The organism is Actinoalloteichus caeruleus (assembly GCF_049311605.1).
GTDB classification, from domain to species: Bacteria; Actinomycetota; Actinomycetes; order Mycobacteriales; family Pseudonocardiaceae; genus Actinoalloteichus_B; species Actinoalloteichus_B caeruleus.
The window spans coordinates 4,731,158-4,751,617 of the sequence record NZ_CP186005.1; the positions used below are offsets into that span (position 1 = coordinate 4,731,158).

The following is a 20,460-nucleotide window of genomic DNA, read 5'->3' on the forward strand; positions in this document are numbered from 1 at the left end:
CGGGCAGCGCGGTGGGGTGCTCCTCGGTCGCGCGGGCCTCGTGCCCGACCGCCCTCGGGCACTCGTGCCGGAGGTCACACCCGGGCTACCGTGCGGTATGGCCGACCGACTGATCGACTACTCGCTGCGGAACGGGGTGGCGGTCCTCACCCTCGACTCACCGCACAACCGGAACGCGCTTTCGACCCGGCTCCGGGGCGAGCTCAGGGACCTGCTGCTCACCGTCCGGGAGGACGAGGCGGTACGCGTGGTGCTGCTCAGCCACACCGGCCCGGTGTTCTGCTCGGGAATGGATCTGAAGGAGTCCCGGGGCGGTACCGCCGACCAGCAGGGCGTGCGCGAACTGCCGGAACTGATGGAGCTGGTGGCTTCCTGCCCGAAACCCGTGGTCGTCCGGGCCGCGGGACCGGCCAGGGCCGGCGGCGTCGGCCTCCTCGCCTCCGCCGACATCGTCGTGGCCGCCTCGACCGCCACCTTCGCGTTCACCGAGGTCCGACTGGGGCTGGTGCCGGCGGTCATCTCCGTGCCGCTGCTGCGTCGAATGGCCGCCACCGCCGTGTCGGAACTCCTCCTGACCGGGGAGACCTTCGGCGCCGACCGGGCCGCGGCGCTGGGGCTGGTCAACTCCGCCGTACCGGAGGCCGACCTCGACGAGGAGGTGGCCCGCTACCTGGACATGCTCGGGCGGGGGGCGCCGGGGGCGTTGACGGCGACCAAGGCCCTGTTGCGGGAGACCACCGCCAGGCAGGTCCCGGCCGACTACCCCGCCCTGCTCACCCTGTCCGCCGGGCACTTCGCCGGCCCGGAGGGGCAGGAGGGGATGCGGGCCTTCGCCGAGAAGCGCCCCCCGGCCTGGGTGCCCACCCCCACCCGGTGACCCACCCCGGTGGGGCCGCGCGGCGGCACCAGTCGGTTCCGGCGGCCCCGGTCATGCCCACTGCTGCCAGGCCCAGGCGACGAGGACGAGCAGGATCAGTCCCAGCAGCACGACGGTGACGCGACGGGAAGAACTCACTGGGCGGTCCCCTCGTGGTGCCGGGTGGTGTCGGTGTTCGGCGCGCTGGGCTGGTCCGGTTTCCCGTCGGCGGGTCGAAGGCGGGACCGCCGGTATCGGCGCAGGCGCGCGGAGACACCGTCGACGCCCCGGTCGATCACGAAGGCCGCCAGCCACGCCAACGGCAACAGGACCGCCATGACCAGTACGAACTGGAGCACGAACGGGAGCTGGGCCATCCACAGCTCCACTCCGTCCCACCAGCTGACCAGTGCCGAGAACACGGGAGGAGCCTACGCGCCGCCCTCCTCGGGGTGGCCGGGTACCACCTGGCGCGGCGCGCGGTGGTCGACCGGACGCCCCGGGGGCGTGTCCGACCGGGTTCCACCCTCCCGCCGGGTCCGGCCGACCCGCCGAGGTGGTGGTCGCGCCCGCGCGGGCCACGCTCGGCGCTCACCCGGTGGGCGGAGGTGCGCTCCCCGGGGCCGGCGGAGTTCCGCACGGCGGCCGTGACCGGGTGTTCCTCCGGCGGGGCGGCACACCGGAGCGCACCATGTCCTCGGAGACCAGGTCGCCCGTAGGGTCGGCCTGGCGGGAACCGCCCCCCGGGGGCGGAACCAGTGTGGGGCCTGGTCCCGCCAGCAGGGCACGGCAGGGCATGGGAGGGGTTCGAGATGGGACGCGGGAACGACGCCGGCACGATCGGGGGCGGCGGATGACCTCCCCCGCCGGGCGACCCTCCGCCAGGATCGAACCGATCGACCTCTCCTCCCAGGTGGGGGAGGTGATCGACCTGGCCCGGCGGGCGATGGCGGCGGCCGACCAGCCCTTCGCCGAGCACACCGCCAACTACCTGCCGCGTGTCGTCGACCTCCCCGGTCTGCTGGCCCTCGGTGTGCGCGAACGGTCGCGCCTGGTGGGGGTCGCCGTCGGGTGGCCCTGCGGCCAGCACCCCAGCTGGCCCGCGATGGTCGGGCCCGCGCTGGTGGCCACCGGGAACCTGCACTGGTTGGAGGGCTCCTTCGAGCTCGCGGAACTCCAGGTCAGCCCCGAGCACCACGGCCAGGGCCTGGGCACCGCGCTGGTTCACGCGGTGGAGGGGAGCACCACGTCGGACCGGATCGTCCTCCAGGCCAATGTCGCCAACCGGCGGGCGAGGGAGTTCTACCGCCGTCGCGGGTTCCGGGTCCTCAGCGGGCCCTACCAGTGGCTGCGCCGGCCGCGTTTCCTCGTGCTCGGCGCCCGGCTACCGCTGACGTGAGGGCGCGGTGGCGTGGTGAACGCCGGCCGCTCCCGGGCCGCCGCCTCTCGTCACGGCCTCCGGGTCACGCCATGCTCGTCGTGGCCGCGGCGCGGGCGGCGCGCACCTTGTCCGCCCACTCCTGGGGCAGGTCGTCGAGCGCCTGGCAGACGTGGTCCACGAGGTCGGGGCGGCGACGCTGCTTCACGGCGAAGACCTCGGCCACCGTGACACCGTGCGCCGGTCTGCTCAGCACCTCGACCCGGTCACCCGCCGAGACCAGTCCCTCCTCGTCGACGGCGAGGTAGGCCCCGGTCCGGCCCCGCTCGGTGAACCGGCGGACGAAACGCTCGGCCTCCCAGAACCCGGCGAAGACCCGGCAGGGGGTGCGCGGGCCGGTCACCCTGAGCACGGCCGACCCGATCCGCCACCGTTCACCGATGACGGCGTCGCTGCTGTCCATCCCGTCCAGGGTGAGGTTCTCCCCGGCGTTGCCGGGCACCAGCTCCCTGCCGAGCTCCTGGGACCAGTAGCGGAGTTCGGCCAACTCGAACGCGTAGGCCGCGCGGTACCAGCCGCCGTGGCTGGCGGTGTCGACGATGGTGTCGCCGGCCACCCCCGCACCCGTCAGGGACACCGGCCCTGGAACGGCCCGCTTGTCGATTCCCGAACTGCCCATCCGCCCGGTCCAGGCGCCATGACGGACCACGGCGACGTTGACCGAGACCACTTCTCCCATCGCTCGAATCTAGAAGACCCCGCTTATCACCCACAAGAGTGGTGTGGTGGGTGTCCCGGAACCCCACCCCCAGCGCACGGCGGGCCACGCTCCGGCGCCACCCCTCCGGCGCCGAGGCCGTACCGAGGGGTGTCCCGGCTCCGCCGTCCTCGCGTCCGCGACGGGTACGGCGTTCGGGCGGAAGGTCTGGGCCAACCGCCACGCGTCAGCACTCGGTGCGGACACCACCACCCACGGTGACTACTGTCGACTCACAGGACGACGGTACGGGTTGGCGCGACGCGCCACGGGGGGACGAACGCGAACGGACTCGAGATCCGCCCGCTCCAGCACGGCCGCCGCCCTGCGCAACGCCTGTCCGCCGTGTGTCGGAGGGAGTCGTGATGCGGGGACAGCCGAACCTGGCCCTCGCCCGTCGTCGAGCCAAGGCGGTGCTGGCCACCCTGGACATCCCGGTCCCGTGGTCGCTGACCGCCTTCCTGAGTTCCATCGAACGCCAACGGGGACGACGCATCCTCCTCGTCCCCTCGACGATGAGCAGGTACGCCGCCGTGGCGTCCGGGCTGTGGATCAGCCGGGGCGAGGAGGACCTCATCGTCTACGACGCCACGGCCAGCCCGTTGCACCGGCAGAACACCGTGTTCCACGAGCTGGCGCACATGCTCCTGGGGCACCGGGGCCGCCCGCTGTCCGGCGGTACCCAGGGCAACCAGCCGCCGCTCATGATGCACAGACAGCACTACGAGGACCAGCTGGAACTGGAGGCGGAGACCTTGGCGTACGAGATGTGGCGAGCCGTGGGGCAGCGACTCCTGACCCGACACGGCACGGCGGGCCGGCTGGCCGGCGCCTTCGAGGCACCACCGGGGGTCAGGCATGCGTGACGCCATCCAGCTGCTGGTCATCGCGGTCGTGCTGTCCGGAGGGGTGCTCAAGCTCCTGCACCTGCGACGCTCGGAGAGCGAACACCGCGCCGCGTTGCGGGCGATGTGCCTCGGCCTGATCGCCCTGTCCGTGGCGTTGGTCCTCGAACTCGACGCGGTCACCCCGGCCCTGGTGGAGGCGCTGGGCTGGGAGTACTCCTACGCCCTCCGGCACACCCCGGTGCTGGTGGCGATCTTCGCCTGGCGGGTCTTCTTCCTCTGCTGGGTCTGGGAGGCCGGCCCCACCAGGGACCGCCGGGTGCGGGCACACCTGTGGGTCCTGCTCGGCGTGCTCGCGGCACGCTGGCTGATCGCGGTCCTGTCCCCCGTCGGCGACGCCCACGCCGCCCTGACCTCGGACTGGAGCCAGGCGCCGTGGTCGGCGGCGGGGATGCTGCTCTACGCCTGCTACATGGGTCTCACGGCGCTCGGGGTGACGTACCTGACGATCGTGTGGGCACGGGACCCGGGGACCCGCCCCTGGACCCGGCGGGGGCTGCGGTTCATCACCGCCGGGTCGATCGTGGCGCTGGCCTACCTCGTCCACAAGGTCGTGTTCATGGTCGCGGTGCTCGCGGGGTGGCAGCCCGGCTACGACCAGTACCAGCTGGAATGGGTCCTGATCGCCACCTCGGCGTTGCTGCACGGGATCGGGACGCTCATGCCGCTGGTCGCCTCCGGGGTGCCGGCCGCGATCAGGCTGGCCCGGCACCGGGCCGCCTACCGCCGGCTGGGTCCGCTCTGGCTGGCGCTCACCTCGGCCCGCCCCGGGGTGGTGCTCTGCCTGGCCCCGGCCTGGGTCCCCGAGCGGTTCCGACACCTCTGGGACGCGGTGAACCTGCGCCACCTCGACCTGCGCCTCTACCACCGCGTGGTGGAGTGCTGGGACGTGTTGGTGGCCCTGCACGGCCACATGGACACCCGCCTCCGGGACCGGGCCTACGCCGAGGCGGTGGCCGCCGGGGAGGACGCGGAGAGCGCGGAGGCCATCGCGGAGGCGGTGATGATCAGGGCGGCGCTGCGCCGTGACGAGGACGACCACCGGTTCGTGGAGGAGGCGGCCCGTCCTGGCCGACGGGACCGGCAGGAGACCCTGGCCGACGACATCGGCTGGTGGCAGCGGGTCGGCCGCGCCTGGCACCACCCGGTCACCCGCCAGTTGAGCGGGCGGCTCAGCCCCTCACCCGTTCCGACCGGCTGAGCCGCGCGGCGTCCACCGCCGACCACCGGGGGCCGGGGACCGACGTGCGGTCCCCGGCCCCGGGCGCTCCCGCTACTTCTTGCCCTTGCCCTTGTCGCTGGACTCCTCGGTGGACAGCGCGGCGACGAAGGCCTCCTGCGGGACCTCCACCCGGCCGACCATCTTCATCCGCTTCTTGCCTTCCTTCTGCTTCTCCAGCAGCTTCCGCTTCCGCGTGATGTCGCCGCCGTAGCACTTGGCGAGGACGTCCTTGCGGATCGCGCGGATCGTCTCCCTCGCGATCACGCGGGACCCGATGGCGGCCTGGATGGGCACCTCGTACTGCTGGCGCGGGATCAGCTCCCGCAGCTTCGTGGCCATCCGCGTCCCGTAGGCGTAGGCCCCGTCCTTGTGGACGATCGCGCTGAAGGCGTCGACCGGCTCACCCTGCAACAGGATGTCGACCTTGACGAGGTCGGAGCTCTGCTCGCCGGACTCCTCGTAGTCCAGGGAGGCGTATCCCCTGGTCCTGGACTTCAGCGAGTCGAAGAAGTCGTAGATGATCTCGGCGAGGGGCAGCGTGTACCGCAGCTCCACGCGGGACTCGGACAGGTAGTCCATCCCGTCCAACTGGCCGCGGCGGCTCTGGCAGAGCTCCATGATCGCACCGACGAACTCGTTCGGCGCGATGACCGTGCAGCGGGTGATGGGCTCGAAGATCTCCGCGATCTTGCCGGTGGGCCAGTCGGAGGGGTTGGTGACCTCCTGCTCGGTCCCGTCGTCGAGGCGCACCCGGTACACGACGTTGGGAGCGGTCGAGATCAGGTCGAGCCCGGCCTCCCGCTCCAGCCGGTCCCGGGTGATCTCCAGGTGCAGCAGCCCCAGGAAACCGCAGCGGAACCCGAACCCGAGCGCCGCCGAGGTCTCGGGTTCGTAGGTGAGGGCGGCGTCGTTCAGCTGGAGCTTGTCCAACGCCTCCCTGAGCTCCGGGTAGTCCGAGCCGTCCACCGGGTACAGCCCGGCGTAGACCATCGGCTTCGGCTCCCGGTACCCACCGAGCGCTTCCTTGGCGCCCTTGCGCTCCAGGGTGATGGTGTCCCCGACCTTGGACTGCCGGACGTCCTTGACCCCGGTGATCAGGTAACCGACCTCACCTACGCCCAAGCCGGGGCAGGGCTTGGGCTCGGGGCTGATGATGCCGACCTCGAGCAGCTCGTGCGTCGCGCCGGTGGACATCATCCTGATGCGTTCCCGGGGCATGATCCGGCCGTCGACGACCCGGATGTAGGTCACGACGCCCCGGTAGGTGTCGTAGACGGAGTCGAAGATCATCGCCCGGGCCGGGGAGTCGGTCTGGCCGGTGGGCGGCGGGATCTGCCGCACCGCCTCGTCCAGCAGCTCACCGACTCCCATCCCCGTCTTCGCCGACACCTTGAGCACGTCGCTGGGTTCGCAGCCGATGATGTGCGCCAGCTCGGCGGCGTACTTCTCCGGCTCGGCGGCGGGCAGGTCGATCTTGTTGAGCACGGGGATGATCGTGAGGTCGTGCTCCAGCGCCAGGTAGAGGTTGGCCAGGGTCTGCGCCTCGATGCCCTGCGCCGCGTCGACCAGCAGGATCGCGCCCTCGCAGGCGGCCAGGGACCTGCTGACCTCGTAGGTGAAGTCCACGTGACCCGGTGTGTCGATCAGGTGCAGCACGTGGTCCTGGCCGTCGACCCGCCACGGCAGGCGCACGTTCTGCGCCTTGATGGTGATGCCGCGTTCCCGCTCGATGTCCATCCGGTCGAGGTACTGGGCGCGCATGGCGCGGTCCTCGACGACCCCGGTGAGCTGGAGCATCCGGTCGGCCAGGGTCGACTTGCCGTGGTCGATGTGCGCGATGATGCAGAAGTTCCGGATGAGTTCCGGCGAGGTGAAGGTCGTGTCTGCGAACGTGCTCAATGCAAGCTTCCTCGCGCGGTCGGGCGGAAGGGTGGACGCTCCCATCGTCCCATGACACCGTCCGGGTGCGGCGTGTGTCCTCCCGGTCGCCTGTCCGGTGCTCCCGGACGCCCTGTGCTGTCATGGACGGGTGGGAAGGCACCGCTCGGTGTTGGGGCGGGCGGCGTTCGGGGAGCCGCGCGGCCTGCCTGGCAGGCTGGGCGGACTGCTGATGTCCTGGCTGAACCGCTCCGTGGAGCGCCACGCGGTGCTCCTCGCCGACCCGGCGCCCAGGGACACGGTCCTCGTCATCGGCTTCGGACCGGGTGTCGGTCTCCTCGCCGCGGCCGAGGCGGCGTGGCGTGGTCACGTCGTCGGCGTCGACCCGTCCCGGATCATGGTGCGAACCGCGCTGGCCCGCTGCGCGGAGCGGGTGCGATCCGGCCAGATGCGCCTGCACCTGGGAACCGCCGCGGAGCTCGGTGAGGCCGACGACTCGGTCGACATCGCGATCTCGGTGAACAACGTGCACCTGTGGCCGGACAGGAGGGCCGGGTTCACCGAGGTGCGCCGGGTGCTCCGCCCGCACGGCCGGCTCGTGCTCTCCGCGCACCGGGGCGTGCTGGGCAACGTCCTGGACGAGATCCCCGACGAGCTGACGGCCTGCGGTTTCACCTCGGTGGAGGTCGACATCGACGACAGGGGCGTCGGCGGTTCCGTGGAGATCATCGGGACCCGCGCCGGGTGACGACGACGGCCCCGGCGCGGGGTCCCGTTCGTCCTGGTCGAGCGGATCGATGGCTCCGTGCCGCCGATCGCTGGCGGGGCCCGCCCGGAACGCACGGCGTGCCCCGGTCAGGGCTCCGGGTCGGACCGGGTGTCGCGGCGCAGGGGGTGGTCGGAGGGGATCTCCACGAGCACGATGCGCAGGCCGTCCGGGTCGGCGATCCACATCTCCCGGAGCCCCCAGGGCTCGGTCCGGGGTTCCCGCAGCACCGGGACCCCGCGACGGGTGAGCTCGGCCTCGGTGTCCGCGAGGTCGCGGACCTGCGCCCAGATCGCGACGTCCGGAGCGGACGAACCAGTTCCCCGTCCGGAGAGTTCCAGGAACCCGTTGCCGAGGAAGAACACCGTCCCGCCGGGGAACTCCCGGTGGATCGCCAGTCCCAACGCGTCCCGGTAGAACCGGAGGCTGCGGTCGCGGTCGACGGGGCGCACCAGCACCCGGCTGCCGAGAACCTCCATCGGGGCTCCCTCCCTCGGATGTCGACGGGCCGTCGGCGCCGACGGCCCGGGGGTCCTCGTCCATGCTCCCCCAGGAGGCGCCCGAGGTGGTCACGAGAGGCGGTGCTCCTGCCCATCGCGACGCCGTCGACGCCCTCACGTTGATCGACCGGCATTCCGTTGCCAGACTGATCACCCCCGTTCTGTCCGTTCTGTCCGGGCAGCGGCCCCAGCGAAAGGGAACCTCGTGCGCGTACGCCGGTACACCTCCGCCGACCGCCCGGCCTGCCTGGCACTGGCCCATCGCCTGCGGGAGGGTGTCGCGGAGTGGCGTGACCCCGGGGCCGTCACGGCGACCGCGCGGGACTGGTTGGCCCGGTCCCTGGACCTGGCCACCAGCGACCTGAGCCCGGCGTTCGTCGCGGAGGTCGACGGCCGCGTCGCCGGCGTGGTGACCGTCAGCGAGCGCCGGCACTTCACCGGCACCGCCGAGGTCCACGTCGCCGAGCTGGTGGTGGACGAGGGGCTGGAGGGGCGGGGCATCGGGAGCGCACTGGTGCGCACGGCCGAGGAGTGGGGACGGACCCGGGGTCTGCGCCGGCTGAGCCTGGAGACGGGGGCCGCCAACCACCGCGCGCGGTCGCTGTACGCGGCCCTGGGGTACCAGGAGGAGGATGTCCGGCTGAGCAAGGACATCGCCGGGGCCGCGGCCAGCCCGATCGAGGCGGACGGCGCCGTCGAGCCCCGGACGGGCGAGCCGGATGGCAGCCCGCTCGCCTCGTCCCGAACGAGGTGACCGCCACGGCCCCAGCGAGGTGACGGCGGACTCCTGACCGAGGTGACGGCGGGCAACCCGAAAAAGTGATATCATCTTGCTAGATGATCAGTCGCTCGCAGGAAAGGGCGTCCACCATGACCACTTCACCGCAGGCCGTCGCGGAGAGGGTGCCCATGCCCTCCCCCCAGTACCGCGAGCGGACCGCCTTCAGCCTCCCCGGCCTCCCGGTGGCCGGCGCCCTGACCGTGCTGGTCCTCGGAGGGGGCGGTGCGATCGCCGCCGGCGTGAACGGGTCGGGGGTCCTGATCGGCGTCGGCGTCGTCGCCCTGGTGGCCGCCGCCCTCCTCGGTCCCGGCCTGGTGATGGTCCAACCCAACGAGGCACGGGTCGTCCAGTTCCTCGGCCGCTACACGGGGACGGTCCGCCGGGACGGCCTCCAGTGGGTCAACCCCTTCACCAGCAGGGCCCGGGTCTCCCTGCGCATCCGCAACTTCGAGACCTCCGTCATGAAGGTCAACGACGCCGACGGGAGCCCGGTGGAGATCGCGGCCGTCGTCGTCTGGCAGGTGGAGGACAGCGCCCGGGCCTCCTTCGAGGTCGACAGCTTCGTGATGTTCGTGGAGACCCAGACCGAGGCCGCCGTGCGGCACATCGCCACCAGCTATCCCTACGACAACCCCGACGACTCGGCGTTCTCCCTGCGCGACAACGCCGAGAAGATCACCGAGCAGCTCTCCGCCGAGATCTCCGCCCGGGTGGAGTCGGCCGGCGTGCGGGTCATCGAGTCCCGCATCACCCACCTGGCGTACGCCCCGGAGATCGCGCAGGTCATGCTGCAGCGACAGCAGGCGAACGCCGTGGTCGCGGCGAGGTCCCGCATCGTCGAGGGCGCGGTGGGCATGGTCGACATGGCCCTTGCGAAGATCGCCGAGCAGGGCATGGTCGAGCTCGACGAGGAACGGAAGGCGACGATGGTCAGCAATCTTCTGACGGTGCTGTGCAGCGACAGGGCCACCCAGCCGGTGGTCAACACGGGCTCCCTCTACAACTGATCACTGTGGCTGGCCGCAAGAGCTTCCTCCTCCGACTGGACCCGGCGGTGCACGACGCACTGGTCCGGTGGGCGAACGACGAACTGCGCAGCGCCAACGCCCAGATCGAGTTCCTCCTCAGACGCTCGCTGTCCGAGGCGGGCAGGCTGCCGAGCCAGGCGGGCCAGCTGCCCCGCAGGGGACGCCCGCCCAAGAAGGTGGAGCCCGACGACGAGGCGTGAACCGCCCTGGCGCTTCCGACGCCGCCAGGCCGACGCGGTACCGGGGGACCGCGTCCCTGGTGGCGGCGGCCACGCCCGGGGGCTCTCCCGGGCGTCCCGGCATGGGGTAGCATCGCCACCATGCGGCGTTATTGGCGGTTTAGCTGGCCGGCCCGGAATGGGCATGCCAGCGCCGTGACGCGCTGATTCCCACCATTCCGAGCCGGCACACGATGGCCGAGAGGCCAGTGCTGTCGTTCGCCGTTCGTTCTCCACGAAGGCGAGCCGGCTCGACACCGGTGGTGGGGTGCGGTCGGTTCGCGGAAAGGCTACCCGCCGTGTCCCCCGCCCCCAGCGCACCCCCGGTCGACCAGCTGAACGACCAGCGGGTGCTCCGCGTACGCCCGCTGGCGTCCCCCGCGCTGCTCAAGGACCGCCTCCCCCTGACCGACCAGGCCCGGGACGTGGTGCTGCGAGGCCGCCGGGACGTCGTCGACGTCCTCACCGGCCGGGACGAGCGCCTGTTGGCCGTGGTCGGCCCGTGCTCCGTCCACGACCCCGCCGCCGCCCTCGACTACGCGACCAGGCTCGCCGCGCTCGCCGAGGAGGTCCGGGACCAGGTGCTCGTCGTGATGCGGGTCTACTTCGAGAAGCCCCGGACCACCCTCGGGTGGAAGGGCCTGATCAACGACCCGGGGCTCGACGGGAGCTACCAGGTCAACGAGGGCCTCACCCTCGCCCGTCAACTGCTGCTGGACGTCCTCGCGCTCGGCCTCCCCGTCGGCTGCGAGTTCCTGGACCCGATCACGCCGCAGTACATCGCCGACACGGTCAGCTGGGGATCGATCGGCGCCAGGACCGCGCAGAGCCAGGTCCACCGCCAGCTCTCCAGCGGGCTGTCCATGCCGATCGGCATCAAGAACTCCACCGAGGGTGACGTGCAGTCCGCGGTCGACGCGGTCCGCTCCGCCGCCGCCGAACACGTCTTCACCGGCATCAACGAGGACGGCCAGGCGGCCATCCTCAGCACCACCGGCAACGAGGACTGCCACGTGGTGCTCCGGGGCAGCGCCCAGGGGCCGAACTACGACGCGGCCTCCGTGCGGGCCACCCTGGAGCGCCTGGCGGCGGCCGGGCTCCCGGAACGGGTCGTCGTCGACGCCAGCCACGGCAACAGCGGCAAGGACCACCGACGCCAGCCGGTCGTGGTGGCGGACCTCGCGCGGCGGCTGGCCGGCGGCGAACGGGGTGTGCGGGGTGTGATGCTGGAGAGCTTCCTGGAGGAGGGGAACCAGCCGCTGGCGGACCCGGCGTCGCTGGTGTACGGGCGGAGCGTCACCGACGCGTGCCTCGGCTGGCCGGACACCGCCGACGTGCTGCGGAGGCTGGCGGCCACCCTCCGGGCGGCCGACCCCACCCGCTCGGGAGCCGGCACGGGGTGACGGGAGGACGCGGAGGACGCGGGCTGGTCAGCCAGCGGAGGGAGCGCTGGACCGTGCCCCGGTCCGGGGAATCGGCGGGAAAGTGGTCAGGGGACAACACGCCGATTTCCCAACCGGTCAACGTTCCACCAATTCACACCAGCCCGCTGAATCCGTCGTCGAGGTAGGCCGCGAGATCCGGCCCCGCCGAATTCGCCAGCACGTGGCGCACCCACGCTCCCCGTTCGTAGGCCACCACGGCGAGGTCCCAGACCGAACCCATCGTCTGCGACCGCACCTCGCGGAAAGTGTGCGCGCTGTCGCGGGTCGAGGAGAACCGGCGCTGCACGAGGGTCGCGCTCCGCTCCCACCAGTGCACCTGCGTCAGGCAGTGCTCCGAGGTCTCGTGCGCCACCACGAACCCGACCCCGTGCACCTCCGAATCGGTCCCGGTCGCCGAGACCACCGAGACGGCCTGCGTGACGGCGGCGTCGATCACCTCACCATCCGGCTGTCTGGACCGGGCTGATATTCCGTAGCACTTGATCCGCCACCCCGCGACCGCCTCGATTCCCAGGAATCGGATTGGTCTGGGCTGATAGGAGTTCTCGCCAGCTGCCGACACGCCTGAAGATTCTCAACTCGTCGACGGTGTCTGTCGACCCGTGAGAACGGTTCGGACGACAGGATCGACGGGAACTCGCCCACCTGCCGCCGCCCCGGCGGCCGCCGGGGCGAGCGCCGCGCGGCCGTTCGGACCCGCCGGTCGCGCGGCCCGAGGGCTCGCCCCACCCGCCGACCACGCGAACCGACTCGTTGCCCGCGCCCTGCCGAGCCGGTGGAACGGACGCGCGTCCGGCGGGAGCGCCCGCTCGGGCCCGCCCCGCGCTTCCGGGCCCGGGCGCCGAGGAGTCGTCCGCCACCCCGCGACGCCGGTGCGCCCCTTCCCGCGCCAGGCGGGCCAGCACCGGGAACCGCCCTCCCCCGAGAAGCGGCGTCGGACAGCCGGGGGCGAACGGGGGCACCAGCGCCCTCGCCGCGTCGATCGTGGACCTCCCGAACCCGAACCACCCACGACCAGGGCGCGCCCGGGACACCCGCGTCCGGGAAGGCCCGCTCGACGGCCCGGGAGTGGGTCGACGACCAGCCGGGGCCGCCCTCGGCCTCACACCCCTCCACCCGCCGCCAGCGCGCCGTTGACCCCCGCACGGGCACCAGGACCACGCCCGGCCGGTCAGCCGCCCGTCGCCAACCGCCAAGCCAGGCTGACCACCATCGCCACCACCACCGTCAGGAAGACCCTCCGGATGAACTCGGAGCCCCGCCGGCTCGCCAGCATCGCGCCGGACACGCTGCCCGCCAGGTTGCAGACCGCCATCACCAGGCCCAGCCCCCACAGCACCTTGCCAGCCGGGATGAAGTAGCAGAGCGCCCCGATGTTCGTCGCGGTGTTGACGAGCTTCGCTGTCGCGGAGGCGTGCAGGAAGGCGTAGCCGACCAGCCCCACCAGCAGGAACACCAGGAAGGAACCCGTGCCGGGTCCGGCGAGACCGTCCCAGAAACCGATGGTCGCGCCGCCAAGGGAAGCCAGCAGGATCTGGTGCCGGCGGCCGAAACGCGGCGCTTCGACGCTGCCCAGCGACGGCCGACGCCAGGTGTAGACGCCGACGACAACCAACGCGACCAGCACCACGGAGTTCAACGCGACCGACGGGAGCAGGTTCGCGAAGGCCGCGCCGCCCACCGCCCCCAGGAACGCCACGACCGCCATGGGCACCGCCGTGCTCCAGTCGATCCTGGTCCGCCTGGCATAGGTCGGGACGGCGGACGCGGTGCCCACCACCGCCGCCACCTTGCTCGTCGCCAGCGAGAAGATCGGTTCCCCTCCCGGCATGACCAGGAGCAGCGCGGGCAACTGGATCAGGCCACCACCGCCCACGATCGCATCCACCGCCCCGGCCGCGAACGCCGCCGCGCAGAGCAGCAGCAGTGCCGCCAGGGACACGTCGGCGAAGCCCGGCCAGTTCAGCGCGCTAGTCACTCGAACGAGCGTACGAGGTGCGTGGCGGTGGTTCCGCGATGCCATCGACCGGCCACCACGGCCACGCCGTCGGGTCGCTGGTACCGTTGTCCGCCGTGCCGTGCGGCATTCCGCCAGGGAGGAAACCCGCCACCGCTCGGACGGTCGAGTCACCACTCGACCTCGCGCCAGGTGGCGGCGCCAACACAGCGCGGCACGAACCACGTCGAGATCAAGGGGTGCCCTCGTGGCGAACATCAAGTCCCAGATGAAGCGGATCCGGACCAACGAGAAGGCCCGGCTGCGGAACAAGGCCGTCCGCTCCTCGGTGAAGACCGCCATCCGCAAGTTCCGCGAGGCCGTGGAGGCCGGCGACAAGGACAAGGCCGTGCAGCTCAGCCGCGAGGCCAACCGCAAGCTCGACAAGGCTGTCAGCAAGGGCGTCATCCACGCCAACCAGGCCGCCAACAAGAAGTCGGCCATCGCGCAGCGCGCCAACTCGCTCTGACCCGCGGACCGCGGTCACGTCCGGTGGGGGCCTCCCGTTCGCGGGGCGGCCCCCACCGTCGTTCCCGCCCCGTCGACGCCCCGGACTCCGTCATCGGACCCGGTCCGCGCCCTGGGGGGCACCCCGGGTAGCTCCTCAGTCGAAACCAGGGCCCGCACGCCCGGCGTCCGGACCGGCACAGGTGACGGGACGAGGAGCTGGTCCCCACCGGTCGGCGCGCACGACGGCCCCGACGAGGGCAGCCGCGGAGCGTGTGCGGGACATGCGCGGAGTGTGCGCTGATCAGCGGGCGCGCTGCCCCGCGCGCTGGGCACGCGCCACCTCGAGCACCGCCCGTTCCAGGGCGTACGACGCGTCGGCCGCCTGCCCCTTCACCTCCCCGTTGAGGGTCGCCACCACCCGCATCGCCCGCACCAGCGAGTCGTCCTCCCAGCCCCGGATCTGGTTGCGCACCTTCTTGACCTTCCACGGCGGCATCCCCAGCTGCCCGGCCAGCCGGAACGGGTCCCCGCCGCCCGCGCCGCGCACCAGCGCGACCGAACGCACCGCGTCCGCCAGGGCGTCGGCGACCAACACGTGGGGAACCCCCAGGCTCAGCGCCCACCGCAACGCCTCCAGCGCCCCGGGGACGTCCCCGACCACCGCGCGCTCCGCCACGGCGAATCCGGTGACCTCGGCCCGGCCGCGGTGGTAGCGCCGCACCGTCGCCTCGTCCAGCGGGCCGTCGTGGTCCGACACCAGCTGCGCGGCCGCCGAGGCGAGCTCCCGCAGGTCCGAACCCACCGCCTCGATGAGCGCGTGCACCCCCGCCGCGTCGATGCGTCCCCCCGCCACCCGCACCTCGTTGCGGACGAAGGCCTCCCGATCGGACGCCTTCGTCACCTTGGGGCACTCGGTCACCTCCGCACCGGCCGAGCGGAGCGTGGCCGGCAACTGCTTCGCCAGCTTCGACCGACCACCACCCGAGTGCACCACGACCAGCACGACGCCCTCGGCTGGCGCACGGCAGTAGGCGGCCACGGCCTCGCAGATCTCCGCCCCCGCCTCCTGCGCGGCCTCGAGCACCACCACCCTCGCCTCGGCGAACAACGACGGGCTGACCAGCTCGGCGAGGTGGGGCGGGGTGAGTTCGGTGGCGCGGAGCCTGGTCAGCTCGGCCATCGGTTCCGCCACGCGCAGCTGGCGCAGGGTCTCCCGGGTGGCCCGTTCCACCAGCAGTTCCTCATCACCGAGGATGAGCTGGAGCGGGGCTGGCGGAGCGGGCTGGGGGGGCACGCCGGGATTCTCCCACGCAGGCCCGGACCGTCGCGCTCCCGCATTCCGGACACCGCTGGCCCCGGCCCACCCCCATGCCCTAGCGTGTGCCGCACAACCGAACAGCGCTCATCCAGAGGGGTAGAGGGATCGGCCCGACGACACCCCGGCAACCAGCGCCAGTTGGACGTGGCCCCACCACGCCGCTGCCGCACTCGGTGCCAAATCCGGCCCGCCCAGCGGGAAAGATGAGGAGAGGCCTCGCCATGACAGTCACTGCTGGCTCGAGCACGACGCCAGGAACCCGCCGCCCGCTCGACCTCGGCCCCGCCGTCGCGTTGGCCTCGAAGGAGAGCGGCCACCAGATCCCCCTCGCCCCCGAGTTCGTCTCCCCGGACGACTTCGCTCCGCTGGAGGTCGTGTACGACTTCGGTCGCGTCCGCCGCGAGGACATCGAGGCCGGGCCCCGCTCGATCTGGCGGTACAAGCGGTTGCTGCCGGTCCCCAGCGACATCGAGACCATCCCCAGCACCGACCCCGGCTGCACCAGGCTGGTGCGTGCCGACAGCCTGGCCAGGGAGCTCGGGGTGCGCCGGTTGTGGGTCAAGGACGACACCGGCAACCCGACGCACTCCTTCAAGGACCGCGTGGTGGCCGTGGCCCTCGCCGCCGCCCGGGAGTTCGGGTTCCGCGTGCTGGCCTGTCCCTCCACCGGCAACCTCGCCAACGCCGTCGCCGCCGCGGCCGCGCGCGCCGGTTGGGACTCGGTCGTGCTGGTCCCCTCCACGCTCGAACGGGCCAAGGTGCTCACCACCGCCGTGTACGACGGCACGCTCATCGCCGTCGACGGCAACTACGACGACGTGAACCGGCTGGCCACCGAACTGGCCGCCGAACACGAGGACTGGGCGTTCGTCAACGTCAACGTGCGCCCCTACTACGGCGAGGGATCCAAGACCCTCGGCTTCGAGGTGGCCGAACAGCTCGGGTGGCGGCTGCCCGAGCAGATCGTCGTCCCGATCGCCTCGGGTTCCCAGCTCACCAAGGTGGACAGGGCCTTCCGGGAGTTCGGTGAACTCGGCCTGGTCGAGCCAACGCCCTACCGGGTCTTCGGCGCCCAGGCCAACGGGTGCTCGCCCGTGGCCTCCGCGTTCAAAGCCGGACTCGACGTCGTCCAACCGGTACGACCGGAGACGATCGCCCGCTCCCTGGCCATCGGCGCACCCGCCGACGGCCCCTACGTCCTCGACACCGTGCGCCGCACCGGCGGGGCGATCGAGGACGTCACCGACCAGGAGATCGTCGAGGGCATCCGACTCCTCGCCCGCACCGAGGGCATCTTCACCGAGACGGCGGGCGGCGTCACCGTCGCCACCGCCAAGAAGCTGATCGAGTCCGGACAACTGGACCCCGACGCCGAAACGGTGCTGCTCATCACCGGCGACGGCCTCAAGACCCTCGACGCGATCAGCGACCACGTCGGGCCGAAGGCCACCGTGCCCCCCACCGCGCAGGCGGTGCACGAGGTGCTGGGACAACCCCGCACCTGACCCCGCCAGGTCCCGCCCCACCCAACCGGGGCGGGACACCCGACCCCACCCGAGGACCGCGGAGACCCCGGCCCGGGTGAAACGCCGTCCCCACCCCGGTCACCCGGCGGTAGCCTCCCGCCACACCCGGACCCGAACCCCCTCCGGCCCCGGCCCAACGGCCAAGTGGCCGTTGAGGTCGGTGCGCACCACCGTCGCGCCCAACGCCCGCAGCTCGGCGATGACCTGCCCACTCGGATGCCCGTACCGGTTGTCGGCACCCACGCTGATGATCGCGACCCGCGGGGCCACCCTGGCGAGGAACTCCGGGAGCGTGTACCGGGAACCGTGGTGCGGCACCTTCAGCACCGGGGCGGCCAGATCCACCCCCGCGCCCAGCAGACCCGACTGAGCCGCCAGCTCCGCGTCCCCCGTCAGCAGCACCCGCCCCACCGAGGTGGTGGCCAGCAGGACCAGCGACGCGTTGTTCACCTCCGTTCCCGACGTCTCGTCGGCCACGTACCCGTCCAGCGGGCCCAGCACGTCGATGGCGAGCCCCGACCACCGCAGCCGCTGCCCCAACCGCAGCTCGACCAGGGAAACGCCCCTGCCCGCCGCGACGGCCGCGACCTCCTCGTAGGCCCAGGTCGGGGACCTGGCCGGCCCGAGCGCAACCGCCCCCACCCGCCGACCGGCCAGCACCCCGTCCAGCCCACCCACGTGGTCGGCGTGCAGATGGCTCAGGATGACCAGCGGGACGCGGGTGACCCCCAGACGGCGCAGGCAGTCGCCCACCCCGGTCAGATCCGGCCCGGCGTCCACGACCACCGCCCGCCCCGGCTCACCGGTCGCCAACACCAACGCGTCCCCCTGGCCCACGTCTTCCCTACTAACTCCGCACGTGTTGCAGAATCGTTAGACGGAGGTCTCGCCAGCGGCTGAGGGCACCCTCCTGCCGCCAAGCCCACTCGGGCGTCCGCCCGGCACTCACCGTCACCGCACCCACCCCGCGGCCCGCGACTACTCCCGCGAGCTGCTTGGTCCGCCGTCGGCGCTGATGGCTATATAGGGCGGGTGACGACCTCCTCTGGGCCAGCCGAGCCAGCCTCCACCGATGCCGTTTCCGACGAAGCCACCCACGGGAACTTGAGCGGTCTGTTCGATGACGTGCTCCGGTCGACGCTCGACGAGATCGACGCCGTCGTCAGCCGTAACGGCTCCGCGCCCAGCATTCCGACGGGTTTCGCTGATCTCGACGAGATCCTGAATGGCCTGCCGCTTGGTTCCCTGACCGTGATCGGTGCTCATCCCGGGGTCGGATCCAGCACTCTCGCTCTGGACATTGTTCGGTGCGCGTCGGTCCGCCACGGCATCCCGGCGGCCTATCTGTCGCTGGACGATACGGCCGAGGCGGTGACTCAACGGCTGATCAGCGCCGAGTGCAGGGTCCGTCTATCGGAACATGCGGGCGGGCCTGATGACCGATGACGACTGGACCCGCATGGCGAAGCGCCTGGCAGAGATCCAGGCGAGGTCACTCCTGATCACTCGGCCCGACGACCCGGACATCACCGCGCTGGACGACATGATCACCGCGCTCGCTGCGGACAAGGCCGTGCGGCTGGTCGTTGTCGACTCGCTCCACATGGTCACTGCCCGCCGAGACCTGCCCTACGAGAACCGCGAACGCGAGGTCGCGGAGGTCACGCGGCGGTTGAAGCGGCTTGCCTCGGACACCAACATCGCGATCGTCGCCACCGCCCAGTTGTCGTTCAACCCAGGTCCCCGACAGCCCGTCATGCCTCCGCCCAGCCTGGCCGATCTCCGAGACTCCGGGACCATCGCGCACGTGGCCGACAACGTCGTGCTGATCTACCGCCCGGATGCCTGGCAACGCGATGACATCAGGGCGGGTGAAGCTGACTTGATCCTCGCGAAACACCGGCACGGTCCCACCGCGACAATCGTTGTCGCCCACCAACTGCACTACTGCCGGTTCGCCAACTTCGCCTGAGCACGGCGGCCTGGGAGTACGCGGGCGCGGCCGCCGTGCGAGATCGTCATCGGTCTGCGATCGGCCTGACTCGAAACGAACTCGCCCCCCGGTGGTGCTGGGGGGCGAGTTCGTACGTGTGTGGACGGTTGCTGGTCAGGCCAGGTGGTCGAACTCGCCGTCTTTCGCGCCGGCGAGCATGGCGGCGATCTCGTTCTCGGTGAACTGGAGGATCGCGCTGTCGGCGCCGAGCTTGCTGTCGCGGACGCCGATGATCCGGCCGACCTTGGTGAACTGGACGCAGCTCTGGTTGGGCTGACTCGAGGTCGCCTTCTCCCAGATGGCATCGGCGAACGCCTCGGCGGGCAGGTAGTCGGGGTGTGGGGCCATGAGCGGATTCCTTCCGGTGGTGCTGGCTAGCTGTAGTGGTCCGCCACTTTCCCGATGAACTCGATGGAGTCCTGCGGGCCCAGTGCGGCGGCTTGGAGGTAGCCCCAGAGCTGTTCGTAGGCTTCGACGCGGTCATGGTCATCGAGGTAGCGCGCGTCGTCGTACTGCTCGACGTAGACGAAGTCGAGCGGGTTGGCGATGCCCGGTCCGGGGACATGGATGAGGCAGAAGTCCAGCGAGGCGTAGAGGATCGGGTCGTTGCCGTCGAACGGCAGGATCTGGATCTGGACGTTGGGCTGGTCGGCGATCTCGATCAGCCGCAGCATCTGCTCGCGCATGACCTGGTTGCCGCCGTAGCCGCGGCGCAGGCAGGACTCGGACAGGGCGAAGCTGACGGTGGGTGGTGCCGGGTCCTCGCGGGTGAGGATGGACTGCCGGTAGCGCAGGGCGTGGATCTCGCCGTCGACGTCGGTCTTGCCGTGGAACGGGGTGGGCGCGTCGTGCAGTGCCCGCCGGTACGCCTCGGTCTGCAGAAGGCCGGGGATGATCTCCGATTGCACCTGCCGCAGGCGGCTGGCGTGGTGTTCGAGGTCGACCAGCAGCCGGAAGGACTCGCGGAACAGGTCGCGGTAGCTGGTCCAGTCGCCCTTCTGCCCGAGGTTGCGGGCCAGGTCGAGCATGACCTCGATCAGCTCGGGGCTGGCTCCGTAGAGCTCGCCGAGCAGCTTGGCGTCGCCGACGGACACCTTCGACTGCCCCAGCATGATCCGGTTGATCTTCGAGGGCTGGCAGCCGAGATGGCGTGCGGCCTCGGCGTCCTTGATACCTGAGCTGTCTTTGAGCCGGTTGAGCTCGTTGACCAACATCAACAGCGGAACGGTGTGAGCGATCGCCATCGGCGCGGCAGCCTCCATCAACAAGGCGCTGGTCACACACGGTGAAATAGGATCTCACTCGTTAGGACCAAGCGAATATAGGAACTCCTACGTTAACTTCATCCTACGGACGCTTGAAGCCATTGTAGGAGCCACCATGTTGGGGTCTGAGGCTAGCGCAGCACGTCATCTGGGCTCGACCGGTCACGTCGACGGATGG

General features: G+C 71.5%; 22 protein-coding genes, 1 pseudogene and 1 riboswitch. Of the genes and pseudogenes, 13 read left to right on the forward strand and 10 right to left on the reverse strand.

Annotation, left to right across the window (positions count from 1 at the left end; genetic code table 11):
• Positions 1 to 97: 97 nt before the first annotated feature.
• On the forward strand, positions 98 to 877 hold the full coding sequence (locus ACOJVX_RS19180) for an enoyl-CoA hydratase-related protein (protein WP_026418464.1): 780 nt from the start codon (positions 98 to 100) through the stop codon (positions 875 to 877).
• Positions 878 to 1,011: 134 nt separating this feature from the next.
• Here the strand turns inward: ACOJVX_RS19180 and ACOJVX_RS19185 are convergent, their stop codons facing one another.
• Positions 1,012 to 1,278 carry a hypothetical protein gene (locus ACOJVX_RS19185; protein ID WP_051313850.1) on the reverse strand — a complete coding sequence of 89 codons (267 nt, stop codon included), beginning with the start codon at positions 1,276 to 1,278 and terminating at the stop codon, positions 1,012 to 1,014.
• Positions 1,279 to 1,709: 431 nt separating this feature from the next.
• Between ACOJVX_RS19185 and ACOJVX_RS19190 the strand changes: the two genes are divergently transcribed.
• Positions 1,710 to 2,255 (forward strand): GNAT family N-acetyltransferase, encoded by a 546-nt coding sequence (locus ACOJVX_RS19190; RefSeq protein WP_026418465.1) that lies wholly within the window; start codon positions 1,710 to 1,712, stop codon positions 2,253 to 2,255.
• A gap of 64 nt (positions 2,256 to 2,319) precedes the next feature.
• Here ACOJVX_RS19190 and ACOJVX_RS19195 read toward each other — a convergent pair whose 3' ends face one another.
• Positions 2,320 to 2,973 carry an MOSC domain-containing protein gene (locus ACOJVX_RS19195; RefSeq protein ID WP_035274310.1) on the reverse strand — a complete coding sequence of 218 codons (654 nt, stop codon included), beginning with the start codon at positions 2,971 to 2,973 and terminating at the stop codon, positions 2,320 to 2,322.
• Positions 2,974 to 3,356: 383 nt separating this feature from the next.
• Here ACOJVX_RS19195 and ACOJVX_RS19200 point away from each other — a divergent pair, with 383 nt between their 5' ends.
• Both ACOJVX_RS19200 and ACOJVX_RS19205 read left to right on the forward strand, forming a co-directional pair.
• Positions 3,357 to 3,857, forward strand: a complete 501-nt coding sequence (locus ACOJVX_RS19200; protein ID WP_051313851.1) for an ImmA/IrrE family metallo-endopeptidase — start codon at positions 3,357 to 3,359, stop codon at positions 3,855 to 3,857.
• Positions 3,850 to 5,097: an MAB_1171c family putative transporter gene (locus ACOJVX_RS19205; RefSeq protein WP_026418467.1), complete on the forward strand. Its 1,248-nt coding sequence runs from the start codon at positions 3,850 to 3,852 to the stop codon at positions 5,095 to 5,097. The genes ACOJVX_RS19200 and ACOJVX_RS19205 overlap by 8 nt, the downstream gene beginning before the upstream one ends.
• Positions 5,098 to 5,169: 72 nt before the next feature.
• Here ACOJVX_RS19205 and lepA read toward each other — a convergent pair whose 3' ends face one another.
• Positions 5,170 to 7,017, reverse strand: coding sequence for a translation elongation factor 4 (lepA, locus tag ACOJVX_RS19210; RefSeq protein WP_026418468.1), 1,848 nt, complete (start codon positions 7,015 to 7,017; stop codon positions 5,170 to 5,172).
• Positions 7,018 to 7,147: 130 nt separating this feature from the next.
• Here lepA and ACOJVX_RS19215 point away from each other — a divergent pair, with 130 nt between their 5' ends.
• Positions 7,148 to 7,744, forward strand: coding sequence for a class I SAM-dependent methyltransferase (locus ACOJVX_RS19215; protein WP_051313852.1), 597 nt, complete (start codon positions 7,148 to 7,150; stop codon positions 7,742 to 7,744).
• Between the two features lie 107 nt (positions 7,745 to 7,851).
• Here ACOJVX_RS19215 and ACOJVX_RS19220 read toward each other — a convergent pair whose 3' ends face one another.
• A complete protein-coding gene (locus ACOJVX_RS19220) occupies positions 7,852 to 8,241 on the reverse strand; it encodes a VOC family protein (protein WP_422646976.1) in 390 nt (129 codons plus the stop codon).
• Between the two features lie 226 nt (positions 8,242 to 8,467).
• Between ACOJVX_RS19220 and ACOJVX_RS19225 the strand changes: the two genes are divergently transcribed.
• The 4 genes from ACOJVX_RS19225 to ACOJVX_RS19240 all read left to right on the forward strand — a co-directional run bounded on the left by ACOJVX_RS19225 (position 8,468) and on the right by ACOJVX_RS19240 (position 11,692).
• Positions 8,468 to 9,016: a GNAT family N-acetyltransferase gene (locus ACOJVX_RS19225; RefSeq protein ID WP_051313853.1), complete on the forward strand. Its 549-nt coding sequence runs from the start codon at positions 8,468 to 8,470 to the stop codon at positions 9,014 to 9,016.
• Between the two features lie 116 nt (positions 9,017 to 9,132).
• A complete protein-coding gene (locus ACOJVX_RS19230; protein ID WP_030105349.1) occupies positions 9,133 to 10,050 on the forward strand; it encodes an SPFH domain-containing protein in 918 nt (305 codons plus the stop codon).
• 5 nt (positions 10,051 to 10,055) lie between these two features.
• Positions 10,056 to 10,271: a hypothetical protein gene (locus ACOJVX_RS19235; protein WP_026418471.1), complete on the forward strand. Its 216-nt coding sequence runs from the start codon at positions 10,056 to 10,058 to the stop codon at positions 10,269 to 10,271.
• Positions 10,272 to 10,588: 317 nt separating this feature from the next.
• On the forward strand, positions 10,589 to 11,692 hold the full coding sequence (locus tag ACOJVX_RS19240) for a 3-deoxy-7-phosphoheptulonate synthase (RefSeq protein WP_035274409.1): 1,104 nt from the start codon (positions 10,589 to 10,591) through the stop codon (positions 11,690 to 11,692).
• A gap of 133 nt (positions 11,693 to 11,825) precedes the next feature.
• Here ACOJVX_RS19240 and ACOJVX_RS19245 read toward each other — a convergent pair whose 3' ends face one another.
• Together ACOJVX_RS19245 and ACOJVX_RS19250 are read right to left on the reverse strand one after the other, a co-directional pair.
• Complete coding sequence (locus tag ACOJVX_RS19245) at positions 11,826 to 12,170, reverse strand: hypothetical protein (protein WP_051313854.1); 345 nt, start codon at positions 12,168 to 12,170, stop codon at positions 11,826 to 11,828.
• Between the two features lie 735 nt (positions 12,171 to 12,905).
• On the reverse strand, positions 12,906 to 13,712 hold the full coding sequence (locus ACOJVX_RS19250) for a sulfite exporter TauE/SafE family protein (RefSeq protein ID WP_026418473.1): 807 nt from the start codon (positions 13,710 to 13,712) through the stop codon (positions 12,906 to 12,908).
• 226 nt (positions 13,713 to 13,938) lie between these two features.
• On the opposite strand from ACOJVX_RS19250, the gene rpsT reads away from it, so the two are divergent.
• Positions 13,939 to 14,199 (forward strand): 30S ribosomal protein S20, encoded by a 261-nt coding sequence (rpsT, locus tag ACOJVX_RS19255; RefSeq protein WP_026418474.1) that lies wholly within the window; start codon positions 13,939 to 13,941, stop codon positions 14,197 to 14,199.
• Between the two features lie 282 nt (positions 14,200 to 14,481).
• On the opposite strand, the gene holA is transcribed toward rpsT, so the two are convergent.
• Positions 14,482 to 15,474 (reverse strand): DNA polymerase III subunit delta, encoded by a 993-nt coding sequence (gene holA / locus ACOJVX_RS19260; RefSeq protein ID WP_026418475.1) that lies wholly within the window; start codon positions 15,472 to 15,474, stop codon positions 14,482 to 14,484.
• 105 nt (positions 15,475 to 15,579) lie between these two features.
• Positions 15,580 to 15,708, forward strand: a riboswitch (SAM riboswitch).
• An 11-nt stretch (positions 15,709 to 15,719) separates the two neighbouring features.
• Between holA and thrC the strand changes: the two genes are divergently transcribed.
• Positions 15,720 to 17,003 (forward strand): threonine synthase, encoded by a 1,284-nt coding sequence (thrC, locus tag ACOJVX_RS19265; RefSeq protein ID WP_422646977.1) that lies wholly within the window; start codon positions 15,720 to 15,722, stop codon positions 17,001 to 17,003.
• A gap of 99 nt (positions 17,004 to 17,102) precedes the next feature.
• Here the strand turns inward: thrC and ACOJVX_RS19270 are convergent.
• Positions 17,103 to 17,864, reverse strand: a pseudogene (locus ACOJVX_RS19270) (ComEC/Rec2 family competence protein); the annotation flags it as partial.
• A 264-nt stretch (positions 17,865 to 18,128) separates the two neighbouring features.
• On the opposite strand from ACOJVX_RS19270, the gene ACOJVX_RS19275 reads away from it, so the two are divergent.
• Both ACOJVX_RS19275 and ACOJVX_RS19280 read left to right on the forward strand, forming a co-directional pair.
• Positions 18,129 to 18,470, forward strand: coding sequence for a DnaB-like helicase C-terminal domain-containing protein (locus ACOJVX_RS19275; protein ID WP_418155961.1), 342 nt, complete (start codon positions 18,129 to 18,131; stop codon positions 18,468 to 18,470).
• The gene (locus ACOJVX_RS19280; RefSeq protein WP_418155962.1) at positions 18,460 to 18,996 is read left to right on the forward strand and encodes a DnaB-like helicase C-terminal domain-containing protein; all 537 of its coding nucleotides are present in this window, start codon (positions 18,460 to 18,462) and stop codon (positions 18,994 to 18,996) included. Before ACOJVX_RS19275 ends, ACOJVX_RS19280 begins: the two co-directional genes overlap by 11 nt.
• Before the next feature lie 135 nt (positions 18,997 to 19,131).
• Here ACOJVX_RS19280 and ACOJVX_RS19285 read toward each other — a convergent pair whose 3' ends face one another.
• Together ACOJVX_RS19285 and ACOJVX_RS19290 are read right to left on the reverse strand one after the other, a co-directional pair.
• Positions 19,132 to 19,365, reverse strand: a complete 234-nt coding sequence (locus ACOJVX_RS19285) for a DUF397 domain-containing protein (protein ID WP_418155963.1) — start codon at positions 19,363 to 19,365, stop codon at positions 19,132 to 19,134.
• A gap of 26 nt (positions 19,366 to 19,391) precedes the next feature.
• Positions 19,392 to 20,297, reverse strand: a complete 906-nt coding sequence (locus ACOJVX_RS19290; RefSeq protein WP_422646978.1) for a helix-turn-helix domain-containing protein — start codon at positions 20,295 to 20,297, stop codon at positions 19,392 to 19,394.
• Positions 20,298 to 20,460: the final 163 nt, after the last annotated feature.